General features: G+C 61.6%; 15 protein-coding genes. 3 read left to right on the top strand and 12 right to left on the bottom strand.

Going from position 1 to position 21974, the window contains the following annotated elements:
- Positions 1 to 18 precede the first annotated feature (18 nt).
- The gene (locus H8F21_RS06205; protein WP_203480781.1) at positions 19 to 1386 is read right to left on the bottom strand and encodes a DUF1329 domain-containing protein; all 1368 of its coding nucleotides are present in this window, start codon (positions 1384 to 1386) and stop codon (positions 19 to 21) included.
- A 24-nt stretch (positions 1387 to 1410) separates the two neighbouring features.
- Complete coding sequence (locus tag H8F21_RS06200; RefSeq protein ID WP_203480783.1) at positions 1411 to 3267, bottom strand: DUF1302 domain-containing protein; 1857 nt, start codon at positions 3265 to 3267, stop codon at positions 1411 to 1413.
- Between the two features lie 161 nt (positions 3268 to 3428).
- On the opposite strand from H8F21_RS06200, the gene H8F21_RS06195 reads away from it, so the two are divergent.
- On the top strand, positions 3429 to 4187 hold the full coding sequence (locus tag H8F21_RS06195) for a class I SAM-dependent methyltransferase (protein WP_203480785.1): 759 nt from the start codon (positions 3429 to 3431) through the stop codon (positions 4185 to 4187).
- Between the two features lie 41 nt (positions 4188 to 4228).
- On the opposite strand, the gene H8F21_RS06190 is transcribed toward H8F21_RS06195, so the two are convergent.
- From H8F21_RS06190 to ccsA, 6 genes are all read right to left on the bottom strand, one after another.
- Positions 4229 to 5920, bottom strand: coding sequence for an AMP-binding protein (locus H8F21_RS06190; RefSeq protein WP_203480787.1), 1692 nt, complete (start codon positions 5918 to 5920; stop codon positions 4229 to 4231).
- Positions 5921 to 6061: 141 nt separating this feature from the next.
- Complete coding sequence (gene peaD / locus H8F21_RS06185; RefSeq protein ID WP_408004411.1) at positions 6062 to 7219, bottom strand: quinohemoprotein amine dehydrogenase subunit beta; 1158 nt, start codon at positions 7217 to 7219, stop codon at positions 6062 to 6064.
- 30 nt (positions 7220 to 7249) lie between these two features.
- Positions 7250 to 7573 carry a quinohemoprotein amine dehydrogenase subunit gamma gene (gene qhpC, locus H8F21_RS06180; RefSeq protein ID WP_203480789.1) on the bottom strand — a complete coding sequence of 108 codons (324 nt, stop codon included), beginning with the start codon at positions 7571 to 7573 and terminating at the stop codon, positions 7250 to 7252.
- Position 7574: 1 nt separating this feature from the next.
- Entirely contained in the window at positions 7575 to 9005 is a 1431-nt protein-coding gene (gene peaB / locus H8F21_RS06175) for a quinohemoprotein amine dehydrogenase maturation protein (RefSeq protein ID WP_203480790.1), read from the bottom strand.
- 73 nt (positions 9006 to 9078) lie between these two features.
- Positions 9079 to 10644 (bottom strand): quinohemoprotein amine dehydrogenase subunit alpha, encoded by a 1566-nt coding sequence (peaA, locus tag H8F21_RS06170; protein ID WP_203480791.1) that lies wholly within the window; start codon positions 10642 to 10644, stop codon positions 9079 to 9081.
- A gap of 190 nt (positions 10645 to 10834) precedes the next feature.
- Positions 10835 to 13027 (bottom strand): cytochrome c biogenesis protein CcsA, encoded by a 2193-nt coding sequence (gene ccsA / locus H8F21_RS06165; protein ID WP_328824435.1) that lies wholly within the window; start codon positions 13025 to 13027, stop codon positions 10835 to 10837.
- 319 nt (positions 13028 to 13346) lie between these two features.
- On the opposite strand from ccsA, the gene H8F21_RS06160 reads away from it, so the two are divergent.
- Both H8F21_RS06160 and H8F21_RS06155 read left to right on the top strand, forming a co-directional pair.
- Positions 13347 to 14840 (top strand): aldehyde dehydrogenase family protein, encoded by a 1494-nt coding sequence (locus H8F21_RS06160; RefSeq protein ID WP_203480793.1) that lies wholly within the window; start codon positions 13347 to 13349, stop codon positions 14838 to 14840.
- A gap of 117 nt (positions 14841 to 14957) precedes the next feature.
- Positions 14958 to 16271, top strand: a complete 1314-nt coding sequence (locus tag H8F21_RS06155; RefSeq protein ID WP_203480795.1) for an alginate export family protein — start codon at positions 14958 to 14960, stop codon at positions 16269 to 16271.
- Positions 16272 to 16275: 4 nt separating this feature from the next.
- Here the strand turns inward: H8F21_RS06155 and qhpG are convergent, their stop codons facing one another.
- Genes qhpG through H8F21_RS06135 form a run of 4 tightly spaced genes read right to left on the bottom strand, consistent with a single transcriptional unit; the run spans position 16276 to position 21889 of the window.
- Entirely contained in the window at positions 16276 to 17580 is a 1305-nt protein-coding gene (gene qhpG, locus H8F21_RS06150) for a flavin-dependent monooxygenase QhpG (protein ID WP_203480797.1), read from the bottom strand.
- Entirely contained in the window at positions 17573 to 18253 is a 681-nt protein-coding gene (gene qhpE, locus H8F21_RS06145; RefSeq protein ID WP_203480799.1) for a subtilisin-like serine protease QhpE, read from the bottom strand. The genes qhpG and qhpE overlap by 8 nt, the downstream gene beginning before the upstream one ends.
- Complete coding sequence (locus tag H8F21_RS06140; protein ID WP_203480801.1) at positions 18243 to 19976, bottom strand: ABC transporter ATP-binding protein; 1734 nt, start codon at positions 19974 to 19976, stop codon at positions 18243 to 18245. Before H8F21_RS06140 ends, qhpE begins: the two co-directional genes overlap by 11 nt.
- Positions 19977 to 19981: 5 nt before the next feature.
- On the bottom strand, positions 19982 to 21889 hold the full coding sequence (locus H8F21_RS06135) for a sigma-54-dependent Fis family transcriptional regulator (RefSeq protein WP_203480803.1): 1908 nt from the start codon (positions 21887 to 21889) through the stop codon (positions 19982 to 19984).
- Between the last annotated feature and the right edge of the window lie 85 nt (positions 21890 to 21974).

Here is a 21974-nt window from a genome sequence, read left to right as displayed (position 1 = left end):
TGATCGCGGCGCAAGGGTTCAGCGGATGCCGGCGTTACGCAGCGCGCCAGGAGTGAAGTCCGCCATCGTCGGTTTGGTGCCGTACTCGGTACCATGCGGTGCCTCGTTGGCCAAGGCCATCACCAGGTAGCGACCGGCGACCAGATCGTTGATCGCCATGGCCGCGTAGTTACCCAGCCCTTGCTCATAGTCATTCATGGCAAAGCCCTCGGAAACCCGCCACAGCTGACCACGACCATCGTAATGGTCGATCTCGACCAACTGCCAGGTGTCTTCATCGAAGTACATGTGGCGCTTGGCGTAGATGTTGCGCTCGCCAGGCTTGAGGGTGGCGACGACTTCCCATACGCGGTGCAGCTCGTAGCGGGTGTAGTCCGGATTCATGTGCCCGGCCTGGAGCATGTCCTTGTACTTGAGCTGCGGAGAGGCCATACGGTAGTTGTTGTAGGGAATGTACATCTCCTTCTTGCCCACCAGTTTCCAGTCGTAGCGGTCCGGCGCGCCGTTGAACATGTCGGCATTGTCGGCGGTACGCAGGCCGTCGGCTGCAGTCCCCGGGCCGTCATAGGCGACCTGCGGTGCGCGACGCACCCGACGCTGACCGGCGTTGTAGACCCAGGCCATGCGTGGTTCGGTCACCTGGTCGATGGTTTCGTGCACCAGTGTCACGCCACCGGCCAGGCGCGAAGGCGCAGTGACTTCCTGCTTGTAGTAGAACAGAACGTTCTCGGCCTTTTTCCCGTCGGCATCCTTCATGTACTGCGGGTAACCCACTTCATCGCTCAACTCGACGGCAGTGAAGGAGCCATTGGTTTGTGGGGCGGCCTGAGCGGTCAGGCGATGAAAGTTTTTACCGCGGTAGCGGCTGATGTGGTTCCACAGCACTTCTACCCCGGTTTTAGGCAGCGGAAAGGCGTAGAACCGCGAGCCTGTGAGGTTGCCGACGTAGTTGCCACCGGCCAGGGCTTCGGTATTCAAGGCGCTTTTCTTCGCCGCATCGTAGACTTCCTGCGGGTTGGAGGCGGTGCGGTGACTGGTGTACACCGGAACCCGATAGCTGTGCGGATAGCGCTTGAACATCGCCATCTGCCCGTCAGTCAGCTTGTCTTTGTACTGTTGTGCATTCTGCGCGTTGATCACGAACAGCGGCTTTTCATCCGCGAACGGATCGCCGAGAAAGCCTTTCTCCACCTTCGCCGCGCCGGGCTTGAGCCCGCCGGTCCAGGCCGGAATGCTGCCGTCGCTATTGCCTTCCTTCTGCGCGCCAAGGGGGGGCAGCGTGGTGCCGAGCTGGTCCGCTTCCTGTTGTGACACCGCCGCCATGACACCAGTGGCCAGCAAGGTTAGGGTCAGCGCTGCACCCTGAAAAAAAGTGATGGGTTTCATCTGCAGATCTCCACGGAATCAGGTTTAGAAGTTCACGCCGAAACTGAGTGACATAAAGTCACGGTCCACCAGCGTGTTGAAGTCGCCGCCAAAGTAGTTGGTGTAACTGAGGCTTGCGGTGTAGGTGTTCTCGTAGTCGGCATCGAGCCCCAGGCTGACCGCCTTGGCGCCTTCCTCAAAGCTGACACCGGTGCCATTGACGTCATGCGACCAGGCCACGCTCGGCGACAGGTTGATACCGGCAATCACGTTGGGATAATCGAGCTTGCCGCGCACCCGATAGCCCCAGGAATCGCTGGTGTAATAGCCCTTGTTGTTGCATTCCTGCTGCGGGTTGCTTGCCGTGGGTGTGCCGGCGGCGGTGCCTCGGCATACCGCGCCGTTGTCGACCAGTGCGCCTGCACCATAGGTTGGGCTGCGACCGAAACGCACGTCACCGGTATCGGTGCTCAAGCCCGAGACACGGTTGTAGCCCACCTCGCCCACCAGAGTGAGGCGGCTGGCGGCCAGTACCTGGTCGAAGAACTTGGTCGCCGTCACCTGCACCTGGGTCACTGGCATGCGCTTGTAGCCCGGAATTGCCGCGCCTGGGGCGTTGGTGGCAAAACCGTCGACAAACACAGGCGAGACTGCACCCGGTACGCCATTGATCAGGCCCAGCTGGTTGACTGCAGCCAGGTTGAGGTCAGCGGTGTTGATCTGCAGTGGCATGTTCGGACGGAAGCTCACCTCGCCGCCAAGCGCAACACCGGAAACGTTGGTCTGGAAACTCATGCCATACAGGCGGATGTCTTCCGGGTAGTCGACGAAGTAACTGGCGGTACGCACCCGGGCCGGAGTGTTAGCGGTATTCGGTGGAGCCGCCACGGTGGTGCGGGTAAAGCTCAGGTACGGATTGCGGCTGTGATAATTCATCGCGTAGGCCGCCAACTCGGTGTCATTCAACTCAGGCAGGAACCAGCGCAACGCCAGGCCAAACTGGCCACTGTCCCCAGGCTCGTGGTCTTTGGCCCGTGGGATGTAGGCGTTATCCAGACCCTGGGCAACTGCTTGAATGTTCAGGCTGTTGCTTGCCACACCGGGGGCAAAATCGGGACCGGCAATAACCAGACGGTCATTACAGCCCTTGGCCACCGGGTCGGCGCCAAAGAAGGTGCCGCAGTTATCGGTAACGGTCTTGTCCCACTCCAACTGGTAGAACATTTCCGCAGTCAGGTTCTCGGTCAGGCCCTGCGATAGGTAGAACATGTTGACCGGAATCAGCCCTTCCTTGACCTCGGCACCCGGACGGCGCAGTGCAGCGACGTCGATCGGGTTGATGGCGTTGATCGAGTTCTGAATGAACGTACTTTCACCCCAACTGACCACCTGTTTGCCCAGGCGCACGTTACCGGGCAGATCGCCGATCTGATAGTTGTGATAGACAAAGGCATCGAGAAACTCTGCGCCCGAGGCCTTGGCCGAACGGTCACGGCCATGGTCATCGATGTCGTAGAAGTGCTGCTCACCGTCCTTGAGCTCAAAGTCATACCAGTACTTGCCGCGCACAAACACGCCAGAGTCTTCGTACTTGAGCGACAGGTCGTGGATACCTTTGAAGATCTTCGAGAAGGTTTCATTCTTCTTGAAGTTCAAGCGTCCGTCGTCGGCGGTGCGAGATGCGGCATGGCCCTCCTCGCCCATCACGTTGAAGTTGGAGATGAAGTCCGAGTCGGGGTCTTGGGTCCCCCAACTTGCACCGATGGACAGTGACGAGTCGAAGGTGCCTTCGATTTCCCCGATGTTGAAACTCACGGCTTGCGCCTGAGGTCCCCACGCCAAGGCGATTGCGGTCGCCAACAGGGTGGGATGCAGGTTTGCGCGCTTTATTATTGTTTGCATGCGGCTTTCCAGGAGTTGGATCAGATGGAAAGCCCATGCTATGCAGGTAAGCCGGCAAGCAATATTGCCTGAAGGGGTAGTTTTGCGAACTACCCTTGCGGGTAGTAACGTGGCGAGGAAGGGACTATTGGCAACGACTCAACGGCCAGAGGTAGAGATCAATGAATAGCAGCACCGCCCAGGGCACCAACTGGTTCGACAAGGGTGCCGAGGCCTACGCACGCTTCAGGCCGCATTATCCGCAGTCACTTGCCGCCTACCTGGCTTCGTTGGCGCCGAACACGACATTGGCGCTAGACGTTGGCTGTGGCAACGGCCAGCTCACCCGCGACCTCGCCAAGCACTTCAGCGCAGTCACAGGCGTGGACCCCAGCGAAGACCAGATTGCCCACTGCACCGCGCAAGCCAACGTCCGTTATCAATGCGCCCCGGCCGAAGACCTGCCCCTGCCCTCGCACAGCGTCAGCCTGATTACTGCCGCGCAGGCGGCGCACTGGTTCGACTTGCCGCGCTTCTACGCTGAAGTTCGCCGTGTGGCGATACCCGGAGCCATCCTGGCACTGATCAGCTATGGCGTGCCGCTGCTCGAGCCCATACTGAACGACCGCTTCCAGCGCTTTTACTGGAACGAAATCGGACCCTACTGGCCGGCACAGCGCACGCTTGTCGATAGCGGCTACGCAACGCTGGACTTCCCCTTCGCGCACATCAAAGGCGATGCCATCAGCTTCTGCCTGGAATGGAACCTGGAGGAATTTCTTGGCTATATCTCCACCTGGTCTGCAGTGCTCCAGGCATCGCAGGCCGGCCAGGACGAAGTGCTCAAGCACTTTGCCGAAGAACTGGCCAGGCTATGGGGCGAGCCTACCACCAAGCGCCCAGTTTCCTGGCCGATCAACATGCGCATCGGTCGGGTGTAACCCGCAACAGGCGCAAGCCTGTGGCGGGTCAACACCCGCTGCTATCGACCGTTGCCTTCCAGAGTAATGGTCAACTCCTCGATACTGATCTCGCGCATTCTGAACTTCTGCACCTTACCGGTCACGGTCATCGGGAACTCGTCGACAAAGCGGAAATGGCGCGGCACCTTGAAGTGCGCGATCTGCGCCTTGGCCCAGCTGCGCAGCTCATCCTCAGCGACGCTGTGGCCGGGGTGAATCTTGATCCAGGCAACGATCTCTTCGCCATAACGGCTGCACGGTATGCCGATCACCTGCACGTCAGCAATGGCCGGATGGGTGAAGAAGAACTCTTCCAGTTCGCGCGGATAAATGTTCTCGCCGCCGCGAATGATCATGTCCTTGCTGCGCCCGACAATGCGCACATAGCCCTGCTCGTCCATGACCGCCAGGTCGCCGGTCTGCATCCAGCCCTCGGCGTCAATGCTCGCCGCGGTGGCAGCCGGGTTGTTCCAATAACCGAGCATGACGCTGTAGCCACGCGTGCACAACTCACCGATCTGGCCACGGGCCACGGTCGCGCCTTCGCTGTCGATGACCTTGTTCTCCAGGCGCGGCTGGGTGCGCCCCACCGAGGTCACGCGCAGTTCCAGTTCATCTTCGGCAGCGGTCTGTAGCGACACCGGGCTGGTTTCGGTCATGCCATAGGCAATCTGCACCTCGCCCATGTGCATCTCGTCGATTACCCGGCGCATCACCTCGATCGGACAAGTCGCCCCGGCCATGATCCCGGTGCGCAGGCTGGACAAGTCGAAGTCGGCGCGTTGCGGATGGTCGAGCATGGCAATGAACATGGTTGGCACACCGTACAGGGCAGTGGCCTTTTCTTCGGCAACCGTGCTCAGGGTCAGCAGCGGATCGAAGGCATCATTGGGGTAGATCATGGTGCTGCCATGGGTCATACAGCCCAGGTTGCCCATGACCATGCCGAAGCAGTGATACAACGGCACCGGGATCACCATGCGATCCTGCTCGCTCAGGCCCAGGCTCTCGCCCACCATGTAGCCGTTGTTGAGGATGTTGTGGTGGCTGAGCGTGGCGCCCTTGGGGAAACCTGTGGTGCCGGAGGTGTACTGGATGTTGATCGGGTCTTCAGGGCGCAGGCTGGCCTGGCGATTTGCCAAGGTTTCGCCGCTGACCTCGGCGGCCTTTTTCTGCAACTCGCCCCAGGCCAGGAACGCCTCGGGAGGGTTGCTGGCAAGGCTCACTACGCCACGCAAGGCAGGCAGCCGTTCGCAGTTGAGGGTACCGGGCTTGACCTCGGCCAGCTCAGGCACCAGGCCGAGAAACATGGCGTGGTAGTCAGAGGTTTTGAAGGCGTCTGCGCAGATCACCCAACTGCATGCGGACTGCTTCAGCGCGTATTCCAGTTCGCTGCTGCGATAGGCAGGGTTGATATTGACCAGAATGACGCCGATCTTGGCGCTGGCAAACTGGGTGATGCACCATTCAGCGCAATTGGGCGCCCAGATGCCCAGGCGGTCACCGCTGTTCAACCCCAGGGCCAGCAATGCCCGGGCGTGGCAGTCCACTGCATCGGCCAGGGCCTGCCAGCTGTAGCGCAGGCCCTGATGCCGGACAACCAACGCTTCGCGCGCTGCGAATTTGGCAACCGTGGTATCGAACGCTGCGCCGAGGGTCATGGCCAGCAGGTCTTTGTCCTGCCGCCCCTGGGAATAACTCAGGTGATTCATGTAGGCCCCTTTGTGATTGTTGTGGGCTGTAACGCGAACTCAGGCGCTGTGCTACCCGCCTTGGGCCGGCAGCACAGCGCGGGTCAACTGCAGCAATGCTAGACCACGCTCTGTGCTTGTAAGGCCAACGCTGTGCTCAGGTCAACGGGTAAACACCTGGGCGGTGCCCGTCACCATGTCGCCACCGGGCAGCTTGATGTTGTTGGTCAGCTCCAGCTTGTCGGGGTCATAGACAGCGATGTCACTGAAGGTCCCGGTCAAGTACAGCTTGCTGCCCGCCTTATTGAAGCTGATGCAGTAGTACGAATGCGCAAGCTTGGCTGCCTTGATCAGCTTCTGCTCCTTGATGTCGTACTTGGCCAGGCGGTTGAGCACGCTGAACATCTGGTTCGGGTCTTTGGGTGAGCGCATGCCGGTAAAGTACACCTCGGTCAACGGCGCGAAGTCCGTCGTCTCGGTCTTGCCGGTGGCAAGGTCGACACTGACGTAGCCATAGACATAGTCGGCGGTGGCCGGGTCTTGCGTGTCGTCCTTGAATTTCGCCGCGGTGTAGAGCAGCGAGAAATCGCGGCGCGGGCTCTGGTGCGACCAGATGTACAGCAGGTCCGGCGGGCTGTAATGCGGCCGCGTCCAGCTGCCGGTAGGCAAGGCCACGCTGTACTTGCCGGTGTTCACGTCGAGCTTGTAGATATCGCGACCGGCCATGTACAGGGTGCCGTCGTCACCCACCTGCATGATCGAGACCTGGCGCGGCACCGGGAAGGTGCGCACCGGCTTGGCGTCGAGGCCCGCGTCGGTGCTGTACACCTGCAGGCGTGGTTCCTGCACGGCATAGTGGTCGTTGAGTATCAGCGTGGGGTTGGCGACGGTGTAGACCTCCTTGCCGTCCGGGCTGACCGCCAGTGACAGCATGGCCCTGGCCTGCTCGCCCGGTTTATACGCCAGACGGGCGTGGAACACGGTCTTGCAGGTATCCATATCGATACCGTAGATATCGCCATAGTGGTTATTGAGCACATAGGCCGTCTTCTTGTCCGGCGCCACCTGGGCGGCACCCGGACCGAAAGCGTCGGGCATCTCGCAGGTCTTGTAGAGCTTGTCGGTGGCAACATCGATCAGGTGCAGGTTGTTGGGGTAGTTGGTCGCCAGCAGGTATTCCTGACCGGACTTGAGCGCCGGGCCGCTGTTGGCGGCACTGGCGCTCGGCACGCCCATGGCAAGGCCAACGGTGGCGGCGGTACAAACGGCAAACAAACCCATGCTCGTAGCAGCCAGGCGGCCGATGAACTGAAGCTTCATAGTGTTATCCCTTTTATTCTTGTCATCAGGTCATTTGTCGTTCGGGAACACAGTGCTGAGGTTGCGCCAACCTTCCTCGGAGCTCTGCCCATCCTTGTTCCAGTCCTGGTAGGTGCTCATCATGTCGGGCACCTGGGCGGGCCACCAGCACGGGTCGGAGCAGCCATAAAGGTCAGCTTCCATTGGCTGGCACAGCGACGCCACGCCACCGAACACATCGACTTCCCAGCCTGGGTCCGTGGTTGCAGTACAGCCGGCCACGCTGCTCATGGCCACAACTTCTTCGAGACGATCTTCGCCAGCAGCTTGTTCGAGGATCAGTGCTTTATTGTTGAGCGGCTTTAGATGTTTCATGTCAGTGGGCCTTGCGCGGAGTGATGTAGCTGCTGATGAACGCCGGGTTGCCGGCCATGATGCGGCTATAGACTTCAATGCCGAAGTCCACCCAGTCACGCATCAGCTCGCAGTAGTGGTAGGTCGGGTGTGTCGGGTCGCCGTAGCGGGCATAGCTCTCGTGGTAGCAGCCACCGGAACACAGGTTGCGGATGTGGCAGGTGTCGCAGCCGGTGTTGGTGCGGTCCAGGCGTTGCGACAGGAAGTCGGTCAACTCGGTCTGCTTCAATTCGCCATGCACGTTACCGAAGGTCGGCATGCTCGAACCGGTAAAGCGGTGGCAGAGGTTGAGCTCACCCTTGTGGTCCACAGCCAGCATTTTTAGCCCGGCGCCGCACGGCAAGGCCTTCTTGTGCCCTTCGTGAATGTCGGTGATCAGTTGATGCAGGTTGGAGAAGCCGATATTACGGTGCTCCAGCGCTGCTTCCAGGTAACGCCGACCAAGGGCCTTCATGTTGGCGAAGACCTCGACCAATTCCTCGCCGGTGAGGTTGAAGTTGGACATGTCGCCGGAGGTGACAGGGGCAAAACCGACTTCAGCGAAACCCAGCTCATTGAACAGGTGATTCCAGATGGTTTCGACATCGGTGATACCGCGGGTAAGGGTCACCCGCGCGCCAACCGGACGGCTGCGATAGCGTGACAGCAACAGGTCGACCTTGCGCCTGACCACATCGTAGGTGCCCTGCCCGCCGACGGTGATGCGGTTGCGGTCATGCACGGTCTTTGGCCCGTCGATACTGACCGAGAGGCCAAAGCGGTGGGCATTGAGGTAGTCGATGATCTCTGCGGTGAGCAGGGTGGCGTTGGTGGTCATGATGAACTCCACCTGCTTGCCCTGCTCGGCGAAGCGACGCTCGCAGTAGTCGACCATGTGTTCGATCAGCGGACGGTTGGACAGCGGTTCGCCGCCGAAGAACACCACGCTGTAGCGCTCCTCGTCGGGCGACTCGCGCAGGAGCATCTCGACCGAGGCTTCGGCGGTGTCGGCGCCCATCTTCTTGCCCGCCGAGGGCTTGTCCAGGTCTTCCTTGTAGCAGTAGGTGCAACTGAGGTTGCAGCCGGTATTGACGTTCAGCACCACAGTGTTGAGGGCGGTGCGTTCGACCCGGCTGATACCGATTTCAGGTGTCAGCGGCGAACCATTGCTGACCACTTCCAGCGCGATCAACTCGCGCAGGGTTTCGTCGACTTCCTGCCCGGCAAAGCGCCCGGCCAGGCGTTGGATCAGATCCTCAGAGCTGCAACCCTGCTGGCGCAGGGCGTCGATAATGCCACCGGTAACGTCATCGGTGGCAAACAGCGAACTGCTTGGTATATGGAACAGCATGCGGTCGTTATCCACCCGCACTTCGTGCAGGTTGCGTTCGACCAGATTCAAGATAGCGCCCATGGCGACCTCCCGGAAAAGTGCTCAATCGTCGTTGCCACATCGGGCGGGATCGACCCGCCCCAGCCACACACGGTTATGGCAACGGTGGATTGTTCCAACGCTGTACGGTGACGATCAGGTGGCCTTCGCCTTTCATGCCGCCCTCCTCCAGCTGCGCAATCACTTTCAGGTTGCCGGCGTTGTTGGTCATCATCTTGCGCTGCGGGTTCGGCCCGGCCAGCCCCGGTACGAACACACCATCGTCCTGCATGGTGCCGGCGAACTTGACGTCCTCATCTTCCCGGGCCTGCTCGTTGAACGGTTCGACCGTCCATTTCGCCGGCAGGTAGCCGATCCGATAGAGCTCGCCATCCGTGCCCTTGCCCCAGGCTTCCGCCTCGAAACGACCTTGCACCTTGGGGGTCGAACCGCCGTTTTCACCTACCCGGGCAATGGAGTACGCAGGCACTACCTTGACCTCGGCGATGTCCTTGTACACCGCCAACTCCACACCCTTGAGCGCGCCCACGGCGATGCTGCGTACACCCGGTGCCGCATCGGCAGCCGCCTTGACCTGCACGCGCAGTTTGCCCGGCGCAGTCTCGAGGACGTTAAGCACCTTGATGCCGGCGCCCAGATCCGGCGTGCCGGTCAGCCCGCTGCCCACCAGGGTCAGTTCAGCTTCGCTACCTGCCTTGATGAACGCCGGCTGCACCGCCAGCAGCTTGGCGCTGTCGCTCTTGGCTGCGCTGAAGTCCAGGCCGCGCTCATCATGCTCGGTCTCGAACATGCGCCCCTTCATCTCGCCGTTGAGTGCGGCGAAGACCTGACGCATGCGCACATCGCCGACCTGCAGGTTGCCGCGCCATTCGTAGCCGTTGTAGAGAATGGCCGAACCGCTGCCATTGAACGGGGTGCCGTCGGCGTATTGGCCCTTGACCTCGACCTTGAAGGTATCGACGGCGTCCGGGGTCACCGTCATCACGCCACGCACATCACCCTTGGCCAGCATATGACCACTGAAGCTCCATTGCCCCGGCAGCACGTCAGCCTTGGGCTTGTTCTTCTGCCAGTCGCTCCAGGCCTGGTTTTCCAATGGGTAGTGCTTGGCCAATAACGGTGCGACTTCCTTATGTGCCAAGCCGAACCAGTCGCGATCACGCGACAGCGACTGATACTCAAGCGACGGCCAACGGCCAAGGTGGAAGTCCACCAGGCGCTCCCATTCCTGCAGTGGACGGCGTTGCAAGGCGACCCGTGCGCCAGAGTGACAGCGCGCGCACATCTGGTTGAGCGGTTCGTCGAACTTTTCCACGGTGTTCAGGCGCCGCTCCATGGCGTAGCGCACGCCATCAGTCTCGCTGGGCGCCAGGCCTTGCTTGTCGGCGAGGAACTTGACCACCGTGCGGCGATCCTCGTCATCGATCTTCACGCCATACATGACCTGCATACGCGCAACACTCATCAACCAGCCTTCCGGTGTTTTGCGCTGGTGGCTGATGCGGGTCAGGGAATCGTCGCCTTCGGGGGTATGGCAGGCCATGCACTTGGCATTGAGAATGGCTTGGCCATCTTTTGCCAGAGCAGGCTGCATCACTGCGCAGGCCATCATGGCCAGGGTGCCGGCACCTAGATAATGTCGGAGTCGGGTCGTCTTCAAGGTCAGGCCTCCACGGTATTGTTGTTAAAATTTTCCGCACCCTTCGAGGGTTTTAGCACACAGCTACATCACACAAAGCATGTCGCATGCCAGAACGCATAAAGCCATGCAAAACAGCCAGTTACCTCCAACACAAGCGAACTGCAGGGGGAATCACTGCGTTACCGGTGTCTAATTTCGCGAACCCTGTCTAACTCTGAGACACGTGCGAGGTGTTGCGCCGGGAAGAATGGCCGTGGCCTGGCAGCGCCAGAACACCGAACACCATCGCCAGCAGGCCAATCCAGACCAACGAAACAAACGGATATCGACGCACCACCACTACCCCATAGCTGGCCTCTGTGTCACCTGAAGCGGTGCTCCCAGCCTGCATCAATCGGGGCGAAGCCGGCACCCAGACCTGCAGGTCTTCGACCCAGCCGCGCACGATGAACGGATGCAATACATAGCCGGGGTCACCGACGTGACGCGCATAACGGTAATCGAGGATCTCGCACAGTTGACGCACCGGCCCCTGATACGCGGGCGGCAGCTCGCGTCCGTCCTGGAACAAGGCGTGACCGGCAATAGTTTGGCCTTCGTTGCGCAGCTCGACCTGAGCCACCGCGCGGTAGCCTGAGAAATTCGACTCGCTGCTGATCGGCAGTACGCGTACCTGCATCTGCTCCGCGACCCGATGCCAGGCGTGCGCAGCGCTGGCAGGCGCGATATTGATCGGCATGTAAGTATTCAAGGCGGTAGCCAGCAGGCCGCCGACCAGCGCTATCACGGCGCCGCCGTGAATCAGTGCCAGCGGCCCGGTATGGCGCAGGGTACCGAGCCTGCGACTGCGCCACAGCACGACCGCGCCCCAGGTGATGCACGCCGCCAGCAGGAACAGTGCCGACAGCAAGGCAGCGTCGAGCCAGGGCAGTACATCGACGATGCTTTGCGATAACACGCCCTCGCCGCGATAGCGTGGCGTCAGCCAGCCGCCGCGCCAGGCTGTCAGCGCCACCCACAAAGCCATCGCCAGGGTGATAAGGGTTGCCCACTGCGCACGCAGGCAGCGGCGCAGAAAAACCCAGCCGCCGATCAAGCCCAACAGGGCGATCACCGGCGTCAGCCACTTGCCAAGCCCGTGACCATCCACATCCCAGTGATCGAATGCACGGCGCAAATCGGCCATTTCCGCGGCGCTGGCCCAGGTCATCAAGGTTTCGAAGAAAGGTTTCAACTCAGACGCTTTTTCCATCTGCAGCCACTGGCCGATATGCGCATTGAGCAGCGCAGCGGCTGCAATCAATGCTGCCCCGGCAAACAGCCAGATCGACAGGTCGAGCCCCCAGTCCGAGGCCGAACGGCGGACCTTCTTCAGGCCTTTGCTGGAACGCGCGAAGGCTTTCCAGGCATACACCAGCAACAGGCAAATCAGCACCGCAGCCAACGCCAGGTGGCTCAGCCATGACGTGGTGCCGATGTAGCGATGAGAGCTGGCCACCACTTCACTGCGTGTCACCGACAAAGCCATGCACGCCAGCGCGGCCGTCAGCACACTTAGCATCGGCAACAGGCGCTGGTTGTGGGCGGTCGGGCGCCAGCGTCTGGCGCCATGCAGCACCGCACCCAACATTGCCCAAACTATAAACGCGGACGTCTGCACCGGGTCCCAATGCCAGAGTTGGCCAAAGGTAAAGTCCTCTAGCGCCCAGACCATGCCCATGCCGATGCCGGCAGTCAGCACCAACCAGGAGCGCCTGCTGTAGCTCGAGGCCACTCGCCCATAGCTGTCACTGGCACCCTTCAAAGCGTCGAGTGCAACGCCGGCTGGGGCGATGGCCCAGGCGTAAGCCGCAAGAATCAACGGCGCGTGAAAGGCCATCCAAATGGTTTGTAGATGGGCGTTCATGCCCTGACTCTGCTGGGCCGCAAGCCAGTCGGGCGGAGTCGCCGTAAAGGGCCCGAGCCAAGCCGCGGCCAGGGTGTACCAGGCGGCGACCAGCGCGTTGCTACGTCCGCTCCAGCCGGGTAAAGCAGCATTGCGTATACCGATGGTCATGCACAAGGTCGCCAGCAACAGCACCGTGCCCTCATCGCCGCCCCAGAGGTTGGACATTTTCAAATAGGACGGTAACGCGGCGCTGCTGTAGAGCCAGATGTAGCGCAGGTGAAAATCATCGGCGAGCAGGTGCAGGACCAAGCTCAAGCAGGCGCCATACAAAGCCGCCAATGCAAACCGCCAGCAGCCAAGACGCAGGAAGGGTCGCAAAGCCCCCAGCACAATGAGACCGGCAATCATCACCAAGAGCAGGTTGCCGATCTGGGGCAGGAACCACAGCAGCGTGCTGCTCAGCGCCAAGCCGATTACCCATTGCACCCAGCCACTGCGTCGTAGATCACTCACGTAGGCCACTCCTTGTTATTGTCTGCTCGACTACACAAGTTACGTGCCAATCTGGTAAACCGTTGAACAACCAATTACTTAGCGAGCATCAACGACAGATGTGGGGGAACGGCGAACGTTACGTTCTGCGACACCCGTGCCAGCTTGCGACACTGTCTCATCCACCGCCTGATACATCTCAAACTGCTACAGGCATTAGCTCTCGAAAATCCCGCACTGTAAAAATTAGTATATATTTATCAAGAGCTTATAGCGCTATTGCGGCGTTGGCACGACGGTTGCGTTGGGCTTGGCAATACTCCCCAACGAGAGCCGACACATGTCTATCGAATTGCCTATCCTCGCGCAGACCCGCGCCTTCGCCAGCGGTCCGCTGAAAATGCTCATCGGTGAGCAATGGCGCGACGCGGCCAGCGGCAACACCATGAGCTTTCGTAACCCGGCAACAGGTGAAATTCTAGGTAATGTTCCCGCCGCCAGCAGCGAGGATGTCGATCTGGCCGTGCGCGCCGCGCGCCAGGCTTTCGACGATTCAGCCTGGAGCCGCATGCGTCCACGGGAACGCCAGAACCTGCTCTGGCGCCTGGCCGACCTGATGGAACGCGACGCGCAGGAACTGGCCGAGCTCGAGTGCCTGAACAACGGCAAAAGTGCTGCCGTGGCCCAGGTCATGGATGTACAACTGGCGGTCGATTTCCTGCGCTACATGGCCGGCTGGGCAACCAAGATTGAAGGCTCGACCGTCGAGGCTTCGTTGCCGTTGATGCCCAATGACCAGTTCCACGGTTTTATCCGCCGCGAAGCGGTCGGTGTGGTCGGGGCGATTGTTGCCTGGAACTTCCCGCTGCTGCTGGCCTGCTGGAAGCTCGGCCCGGCCTTGGCCACCGGCTGCACGGTGGTCCTCAAACCAGCTGACGAAACCCCGCTTACCGCCCTCAAGCTGGCGTCCCTGGTGCTGGAAGCCGGTTACCCGGCAGGCGTCTTCAACGTCATTACCGGCACCGGCCTGAACGCCGGCGTGGCCCTCACTCGTCACCCCGGCGTGGATAAACTCACCTTCACCGGTTCCACCGAAGTCGGCAAGCAGATCGGCAAAGCGGCGATGGATAACATGACCCGCGTTACCCTCGAGCTGGGCGGCAAGTCGCCGACCATCGTCATGGCCGATGCCAACCTGCAAGAAGCCGCCGCCGGTGCCGCCAGCGCGATCTTCTTCAACCAGGGCCAGGTGTGCTGCGCCGGCTCGCGCCTGTATGTGCATCGCAAGCACTTCGACAATGTGATCGCCGACATCGCTGGTATCGCCAATGGCATGAAGCTGGGCAACGGCCTGGACCCAAGCGTGCAGATGGGCCCGCTGGTTTCGGCCAAGCAACAGGAGCGCGTCAGTCGCTATATCGAACTGGGCCGCGAACTCGGTGCCACCATAGCCTGCGGCGGCGACAGCTTTGGCCCTGGCTACTTCGTCAAGCCGACGGTGATCGTCGATGTCGACCAGCAGCACCGCCTGGTGCAGGAAGAAATCTTCGGCCCAGTACTGGTGGCCATGCCTTTCGATGACCTCGATGAAGCGGTACGCCTGGCCAACGACAACCCGTACGGCCTGGGCGCGAGCATCTGGTCCAATGACCTGTCGGCGGTGCACCGGATGATCCCGCGCATCAAGTCCGGCTCGGTGTGGGTCAACTGTCACAGCGCGCTGGACCCGGCACTGCCGTTCGGCGGCTACAAACTCTCCGGCGTGGGCCGGGAGATGGGCGCCGCCGCCATCGAGCACTACACCGAGCTCAAATCGGTCCTTATCAAGCTCTGAAACGTTCGCCTGGCCCAGTAGCAGCGGCTGCCTTACGGCGGTGTCCTCGGCTGCTGTGCCAGGCAGCGGCCTGTCGTTTTGCGTTCCATCCCCAATAAGAACAACAAGGAGCACCCGATGATTCGCACCAACCGCACCCTTCTCGCCCTGGCCTTGCTGGCCGGAACCTCCCAGGCCCACGAGCTTTATAACAAGGATGGCAGCGTTCTGAATGCCGACCTTGAAGCGCTGTTTGGCGTGTTTCACAGCGACGAAAGCTATGCCATCGGCGGTAACCGCCAGCCCGGCAGCAGCGCCTGGCGCGAGGGTTACGCCAAGTATGGGCTGAGCGGTAGCCAGGCCTCTGCCGACATCGGCAGCCTCTACGGCGCATTCTCTTTGCTCAGCTCTGCCACCTGGGGCGATGGTGATGCCGCCGGCCTGACCCTGGGCAGCGAGCGCCGCACCGCAGTCGAGGACGCCTACCTGGGCTGGCGTTCCGACAACCTGTTCCCGGCGTTGGGGGAAAACGGCGTGGACATCTCTGGCGGCCGGCAAGTGGTGACCCTCGGTGAGGGCTTTCTCATCCAGGGCGATCCGGTCAACCTCGGCAAGGTTGACCTGGGCGCCAACTTCAACCGCGGCGGCGCCTATTACCTGGCCGCGCGCAAAGCTTTCGACCGCACCGCTGTGCTGCGCCTGGGCGGCAGCGACGGCCTGCGCGGCGACCTGATCTGGCTTAAATCCGATAACCACTATCAGGCCGATACTGAACTTGCCGTCGCCAACATCGAACATATCAGCGATGCCGGCACCCTCGGCCTGTCCTGGATTCACGGCATGGACGTCGACCAGCGCTACGCATCGATCCTCGGCCTTGAGGAACGCGACGGCATGGACACTGTCAGCCTGCGCGGGCGCAGCAGCCTGGGTATCAAGAACCTGGACGTGGCCGCCGAATACGTCACCCAAGACAAAGACAGCGGACGCGAAAACGCCTGGTATGTGGAAGCGGGATGGACCTTCTCCGATGTCGCCTGGACACCGGCGGCCAGCTATCGCTACAGCCGTTTTTCTGAATCATTCGACCCGCTGTTCTACGGCGCCAGCCGAGGCTATGGCACCTGGTTCCAGGGCGAAGTGGCGGCCAACTACGCCGGCCCCTTCAACACCAACTCCCAAGTCCATCACCTGGCCTTGAAGGCCAAGCCGCGCGAGAATTTAACGGTGGGCGCGCTGTATTACGACTTTGCCACACTGGACAAGGACCGTGGCAACCTCGGCGGCCGCGAACTGGACCTGTATCTGGAATGGATGGTCAATGACCATTGGCTGATCAGCCCGCTGGTGGGTCTCTATAAACCCGAGCGCAGTGCCGAAGACGGCGGCGTACAGTTGGGCAGCAGCGACACCAGCACCTACCTGCAGTTGTTGGTGGGCACCTTCTTCTGAGGTGTCAGCCCTGATAACCCTGCGCAGCCAGCCAGTTGCGCAGCATGGCCTGCTCGGCAGCAGACCTTGAGCCCAGCAACTGCTCGACCCCTTGCCCGCCTCGCAGGCCATTGACCACTGGTGCCAACGGCACACCCTGCAAGTGCCAAATGCCCAGGGGTTGGTCTGCACTGACCACCACCTCGGCCTCATCGATGAAACCATCGCTCACCACCGGCCGACGCTCGACCCGCAACTGGCGGTAGTCGGCAGCCAGATGAAGCGGCTGGGTATCCGGCCAGCTTTGGCGCTTGTCCCAAAATGCTTGGCCGACCTTGCCCAGCTCCTGGGCATAGAAGTCCCTGCCGATACGGGCGAAACGCAAGAACAGTTGCTCGATGCGCTCCTGATGAAAGCGCAGGGCCAACGCCTTGTGTCGAGGACGGCGCAGTAACGTGTTGATCACCGCAGGCGCCTGCAACGCCGACGACAACGACTGGAAAATGCCGTTGCCGGACAGCGGGTCCACGGCCATCGCCGCATCACCGACGCGCAGCCAATTGTCCGCGGCGCACTGGCCGGCAAGAATCGCCGTGCTGCTGCGCGCATAGACCTGCGCGGCCTGGGTGGCTGCGGCGCCAAACATTTCGGCGACCAACGCCGATTGGCGCCGACGCTGGGCACAATACTCGGCCAGTTGCGCCTTGGCCGGCAGTGCACCGGCGCTGCTGTCCAGGCTGATCTGCCAATAGCACCGGCCATCGGCCAGGCGCGCCATCCAGGCCCAACCGTCGGCGAGGCTTTCTACCGCCGATAGCGGCTCACCCGGTTGCTCACGCCAGAGATTGAGCAGGCTGACACTCTCGGGTCCGCGCAGGCGGCTGGCGGCCAACGGCGCTTGGCGCCCGCGTGCCTCAACCAGAAACCCGGCTGTCAGCAATCTGCCATCGTGCAGTTGCACCTGGTGGCCGTCGACGCTGCTACGCAGATCAGCTACGCGTGCTTCGATCACCTCGACACCCGCGTGACGCAAGTCTTCGCGCAGCGCTTGATCGAAGCGACTGCGATCAAGCAGGCATTCCTGATTGAGCCATTGGCGCTGGCCATTCCACTCCACCCTGCGCTTTGAAGGCATCGCAGCCTGCTCCAGTGCCTTGCCCAAGCCGGCATGGCGCAGCCCTTCCAGCACGCGCTGCGATACCCCTTCCACCGCGTCGAACCGACGCCAATCGGAGACGACCTGCACCCGGTAACCCAGTCGCTGTAAACCCATGGCAGTTGCCGCACCCGCAGGGCCGGCGCCGAGCACCACAATACGTGGCTCAGTCATGCTCGCTCCTCCGGCGCTCCGGGCCGACAAATGCCGCGTTATCGCGCAGATAGACTAGCACCTGCTCACGGCCGGCAGCCGGTTGCAGGCTCAAAAACCGGCGGACCTGGCCACACAAAGCGGCACTGGCCAAACTTGCGCCAGCCCGACCGGAGGACGGATCAACCTGTGCACCAAAGTCTGCCTGGGTCGTGTCCAGCCGCGACCATTGTCCAGGGCGGCAGCGCGCGTCGCCAGTCACGCGAATGACCCCCGGATAGCTGGCCGGATACACCGGCGCCCCGCGCGCCGGGCTCGAAGCACAGAGCAGCACGCCCGCCTCGACAGCCGCGGCACAGGCCGCGCGCAGCACGTGGCGATCCTGTTGCAGGCCGAGGCTCATGTTGATCAACATCGCGCCCTGCTCGACCAGCCAGAACAGGGCCGCACTGACCTGCAGGGCCGAGGTCAGCCACTGTTCAGTAAACACTTGCGCCACCAGCACTTCGCCACAGCCTCCCTGCCCCAGCAAACAGTCGAGTACTTGACTGCCATGGCCCAACGCATCGGCCTGCGTCTCCCCCTCGCAGAGCACACCCTGCTGTATCCAAAAGCGCCGGGCAGCGGTGATGTTTTCGGCCTGCCGAGGCGCAAAGCCGGTATCGATCACGCCAACGCGCACCTCAGTGTTCATGGCGCACCGGCTCGTTTTGAATAAGGCGCAAGCGGCCATCTTCCAGGTGCAGATGCACATCGGCATCAGCCAATGTCGACGGGCGATGGCTGATCAGAATGCGTGTACGTCCGGCAAACAGCTGGTCGATCGCCTTGATCACCTCACGTTCAGTGGCTTCATCGACGGCCGAGGTCGCCTCGTCGAGCACCAGTATCGACGGCTCCTGCAACAGCGCCCGGGCAATGGCTATACGCTGCTTCTGCCCTCCAGATAGTTGCTGGCCACGCTCGCCCAGTGCACCGTCCAGGCCCATGGGCAAGCTTTGCACCAGGCTGTCCAAGTGGGTCAACTGCACCACCCGCTCCAGATCGGCACGGCTGGCGTCCGGGCGGCTGTAACAGAGGTTCTGCGCCAGCGTGCCGCGAAACAGCACAATGTCCTGGCTGACCACGGCAATGCGCTCGCGCACCGCCAGCAGGTCGAGGTGACGCAGGTCTTCGCCATCGAGCAGAATCCGCCCCTGATCAGGGTCGTAGAAGCGTTGCAGCAGATCGATCAAGGTCGACTTGCCGACCCCCGAGGCGCCGCTGATAGCCACCTTCAAACCGGCAGTAATACAGATATGGGTGTCGGTCAGTATCGCTCCACGGCGTTGTTCATGGGCGAAATGCACACCCTCCAGGCGCAGCTCGCCGGGCCCCTTGGGCATCGGCACTGGCGATTCGGGCTGGCGTACGGTGACTGGCTCCTGCTGTAGTTCCATCACCCGCATCAGGCTGACCGCCATGCGTTGCACGGCGACATACAGCCCAAGCAGACTCTGCACCGGCCCCACCGCCATACCCAGGTAAGTAGAGAACGCGATCAGCGCACCCAATTGCCAGGTGCCCTGGATCACCCAAAATCCGCCCAGCAAAAACGCCGCGGCGCGGCATAGCGATGTCAGGGTGCCCGGCACCGCTTGAGTGAAAAACTCGGTGACCTGCACTTTGAGCAACTGGCCCATGTAACCCTGGCCCAAGTACCCGAGGCGCACAGCTTCTCGCTTTTGCTGACCGGCCGCCTGAATGAACTTCATGGCAGGCAGAGTCTCGACCAGAAACGAGGAGACATCTGCCGAACGCTCGCGCAGGCTGCGCACTTCGCGCTCGACCTTGCGGCGCATCCAGCGCAGCCACAGCACTTCGATGGGAATCAGCAGCGCCAGCAGCAACGATAACTGCCACGACAGCATCAGCATCAGACTCACCGCACCGATCAGGCCGATCAGGCTGGAGACTGCAGAGAACATCGAGTCCACGGCAAAACGCTGAATCTCGGCAACGTCTCCATCGAGCCGCGACAGAATGTCACCCAGGCGCTTGCGTCCATAGAAGCCCGGTGACAGTTGCTGCAGGTGACCATAAAGGTCGTCGCGCAGGGCGAACAGGATGCGCCCGGACAGGCGCGTGTGCAGGTAGCGATTGATCCCCGACAGCACGGTGCCAAGCAGACCGGCAGCGATCATGATCAGCGCGATGTGCCACAGGGTATCGAAGTTCTTCGCCAGCAGCCCGTCATCGATCAAGGTCTTGACCAGCCATGGCTGGGCCAGCACCAGCAGCGAAGCACTCAATGACAAGCCCAGCAGCACAGCGATCGCCCGCCACTGGGGACGCACAAAGCTGTACAGCCAGGCCAGGGCACGGCGCATGAGGTCGGGGTCGTTGGCGTCGACCAAACGCAGAAAAAGACCACGCATGACCGTCAACTGCGCAATTGCTTGAGTTTACGGTACAGGGTCGCGCGACTGATGCCCAAGGCATCGGCCGCCGCTGTCACATTACCCTGGTGCCGCTCCAGCGCGCCGCGAATCAGTTCCACTTCGTTCTCGCGAATGCTGCCCGGCTGCGGGCTGCTGCCGTTGAGTTCTTCAAGCAGGCAATCGGTCAAATGCTCAAGGCCCAGCACTTGCTCATCGGCCTCACGCATGGCCAGGGCCGAGCGCAGGACCATTTCCAATTGACGGATGTTGCCCGGCCAGTCGAAGTTCTCCAGTAGTTCGCTCAGGTCCTTGTCCAGGCGCACACTTTCAGCGCCGAATTTGCGCATCAGGCTGGCAATCACTGCCTTGAGGTCATCGCGGTCGCGCAGCGCTGGCAGTCGCAGGCTGACTCCGTTGACCCGGTAGTAGAGGTCTTCACGAAAATGCTTGTCGAGCACCAGGCGCTTGAGGTCGCGGTGGGTGGCGCAAATAATCGCCACATCGATGTCCTGCTCGTCGCCCGCACCGAGCGGCGCCACCCGGCGCTCCTGGAGTACCCGCAACAGGCGCGCCTGCAACGCCAGCGGCATGTCGCCAATCTCGTCAAGGAACAAAGTGCCGCCGTGGGCCTGCATCAAGCGCCCGACCATGCCGCCGCGCCGAGAGCCGGTAAAGGCCCCCTCGCGGTAACCGAACAATTCCGATTCGATCAGCCCTTCGGGAATGGCCGCGCAGTTTACCGCCACAAAGGCCTTGCCCGAGCGTGGACCAGCTTGATGCAAGGCCCGCGCAACCACTTCCTTGCCGGTGCCGGTCTCGCCCAGTAATAGCACCGGCAAGTCATTGCTCAAGCCTTGGCGGGCCATGCGCAAGGCGCGGGCGAAGCGCAGGTCGTTACCGGCCAGCGCTTCGAGTTCAGCGCCTTTCTGTGGGGTCGCAGGCTTGCTGGTGACGGGAACCGAATTCAGGCTGGAATGGCGCGGCAGGTGAACGGTGCGGAAGAAAAACTCGCCCTTGGCAGTCTGCACGCTGCTGATGCCGCCTTGCCACAAGCGCGCCATGAATGCCGCCGAACGTTCGCCCATCAGTTCACTGCAGCAGCGCCCGACCAACTCCTGGCGCGGCACCTGCAACAACGCACAGGCCTGGTCGTTGGCGGCCAGTACCTCGCCCGCCAGGCTCAGGGCCAGCAGGCCATGCCAGGCGCTGCCAAGGTATTGCGCACGGCTGTGGAAGGTCAGCACCAACTGCTCAGGGTAGCGTTGGCCGAACATACGGCTTTCGATATTGCCGGCCGCCAGCAGCAAGGTCGAAAGGTTGTCCTGGGGCTGGGCCATGACCCCTTCACGGGTCAGGTCGAGCACACCGATCACCTCACCCTGAGGGTCGCGTAGCGGTACCGAGGTACAGGAAAATGGACTGAGGCGGTCGAGGTAGTGTTCGCCACAGTTGATCAGCGTCGGGCGTCCTTCCACCACTGCGGTGCCGATGGCGTTGGTGCCACGCAGCGACTCGCTCCAGCAGGCACCTGGGTGCAGATCGCGCAGGCCGGATTGGCGCAGCACATCGGTGGGGCCATCGATTGCCAGGACGTTGGCCTGGGCATCGCCAAGAATAATGATGCCGCCTTTGCCCTGTCGGCCTACCAGGTATTCGAGTTCAGGGGTGGCAGCGTCGATCAGCAGACGGTTGCTTTCCAGCAACGCCTTAAGATCGGCAGCCTGGGACATCTCACGGTGTTCGCCTTCCAGACAGTTCAAGCCGTAGCCGAGGCTGCGCCGCCAGGACGCATCGATTTCCTCGCGCAGCATGCCCTGCGGCAGTTCACCGTCGTGAACCAGTTTAAGACGAGCCTGACGAGACTCGTGGAGCGGATCAGCAGCGTTTGTTATTGGTATATATCGCGCCATTTGAAACTCCGGGACTGCCAGATGTCATGGACTTCTGGCAGTTTGCTTGAGCTTTGTCCCGTCGTCACCTGCTTGTGCCGACAGC

The sequence above is a fragment of the Pseudomonas arcuscaelestis genome (genome assembly GCF_016881005.1).
Lineage (GTDB): Bacteria > Pseudomonadota > Gammaproteobacteria > Pseudomonadales > Pseudomonadaceae > Aquipseudomonas > Aquipseudomonas arcuscaelestis.
This window is presented reverse-complemented; position numbering and strand designations above follow the sequence as displayed.

Excerpts from the sequence above, each read along its gene's own strand:
- H8F21_RS06205 (WP_203480781.1), bottom strand. The coding sequence starts at position 1,386 with ATGAAACCCATCACTTTTTTTCAGGGTGCAGCGCTGACCCTAACCTTG.
- H8F21_RS06200 (WP_203480783.1), bottom strand. The coding sequence starts at position 3,267 with ATGCAAACAATAATAAAGCGCGCAAACCTGCATCCCACCCTGTTGGCG.
- H8F21_RS06195 (WP_203480785.1), top strand. The coding sequence starts at position 3,429 with ATGAATAGCAGCACCGCCCAGGGCACCAACTGGTTCGACAAGGGTGCC.
- H8F21_RS06190 (WP_203480787.1), bottom strand. The coding sequence starts at position 5,920 with ATGAATCACCTGAGTTATTCCCAGGGGCGGCAGGACAAAGACCTGCTG.
- peaD (WP_408004411.1), bottom strand. The coding sequence starts at position 7,219 with ATGAAGCTTCAGTTCATCGGCCGCCTGGCTGCTACGAGCATGGGTTTG.
- qhpC (WP_203480789.1), bottom strand. The coding sequence starts at position 7,573 with ATGAAACATCTAAAGCCGCTCAACAATAAAGCACTGATCCTCGAACAA.
- peaB (WP_203480790.1), bottom strand. The coding sequence starts at position 9,005 with ATGGGCGCTATCTTGAATCTGGTCGAACGCAACCTGCACGAAGTGCGG.
- H8F21_RS06160 (WP_203480793.1), top strand. The coding sequence starts at position 13,347 with ATGTCTATCGAATTGCCTATCCTCGCGCAGACCCGCGCCTTCGCCAGC.
- H8F21_RS06155 (WP_203480795.1), top strand. The coding sequence starts at position 14,958 with ATGATTCGCACCAACCGCACCCTTCTCGCCCTGGCCTTGCTGGCCGGA.
- qhpG (WP_203480797.1), bottom strand. The coding sequence starts at position 17,580 with ATGACTGAGCCACGTATTGTGGTGCTCGGCGCCGGCCCTGCGGGTGCG.
- qhpE (WP_203480799.1), bottom strand. The coding sequence starts at position 18,253 with ATGAACACTGAGGTGCGCGTTGGCGTGATCGATACCGGCTTTGCGCCT.
- H8F21_RS06140 (WP_203480801.1), bottom strand. The coding sequence starts at position 19,976 with ATGCGTGGTCTTTTTCTGCGTTTGGTCGACGCCAACGACCCCGACCTC.
- H8F21_RS06135 (WP_203480803.1), bottom strand. The coding sequence starts at position 21,889 with ATGGCGCGATATATACCAATAACAAACGCTGCTGATCCGCTCCACGAG.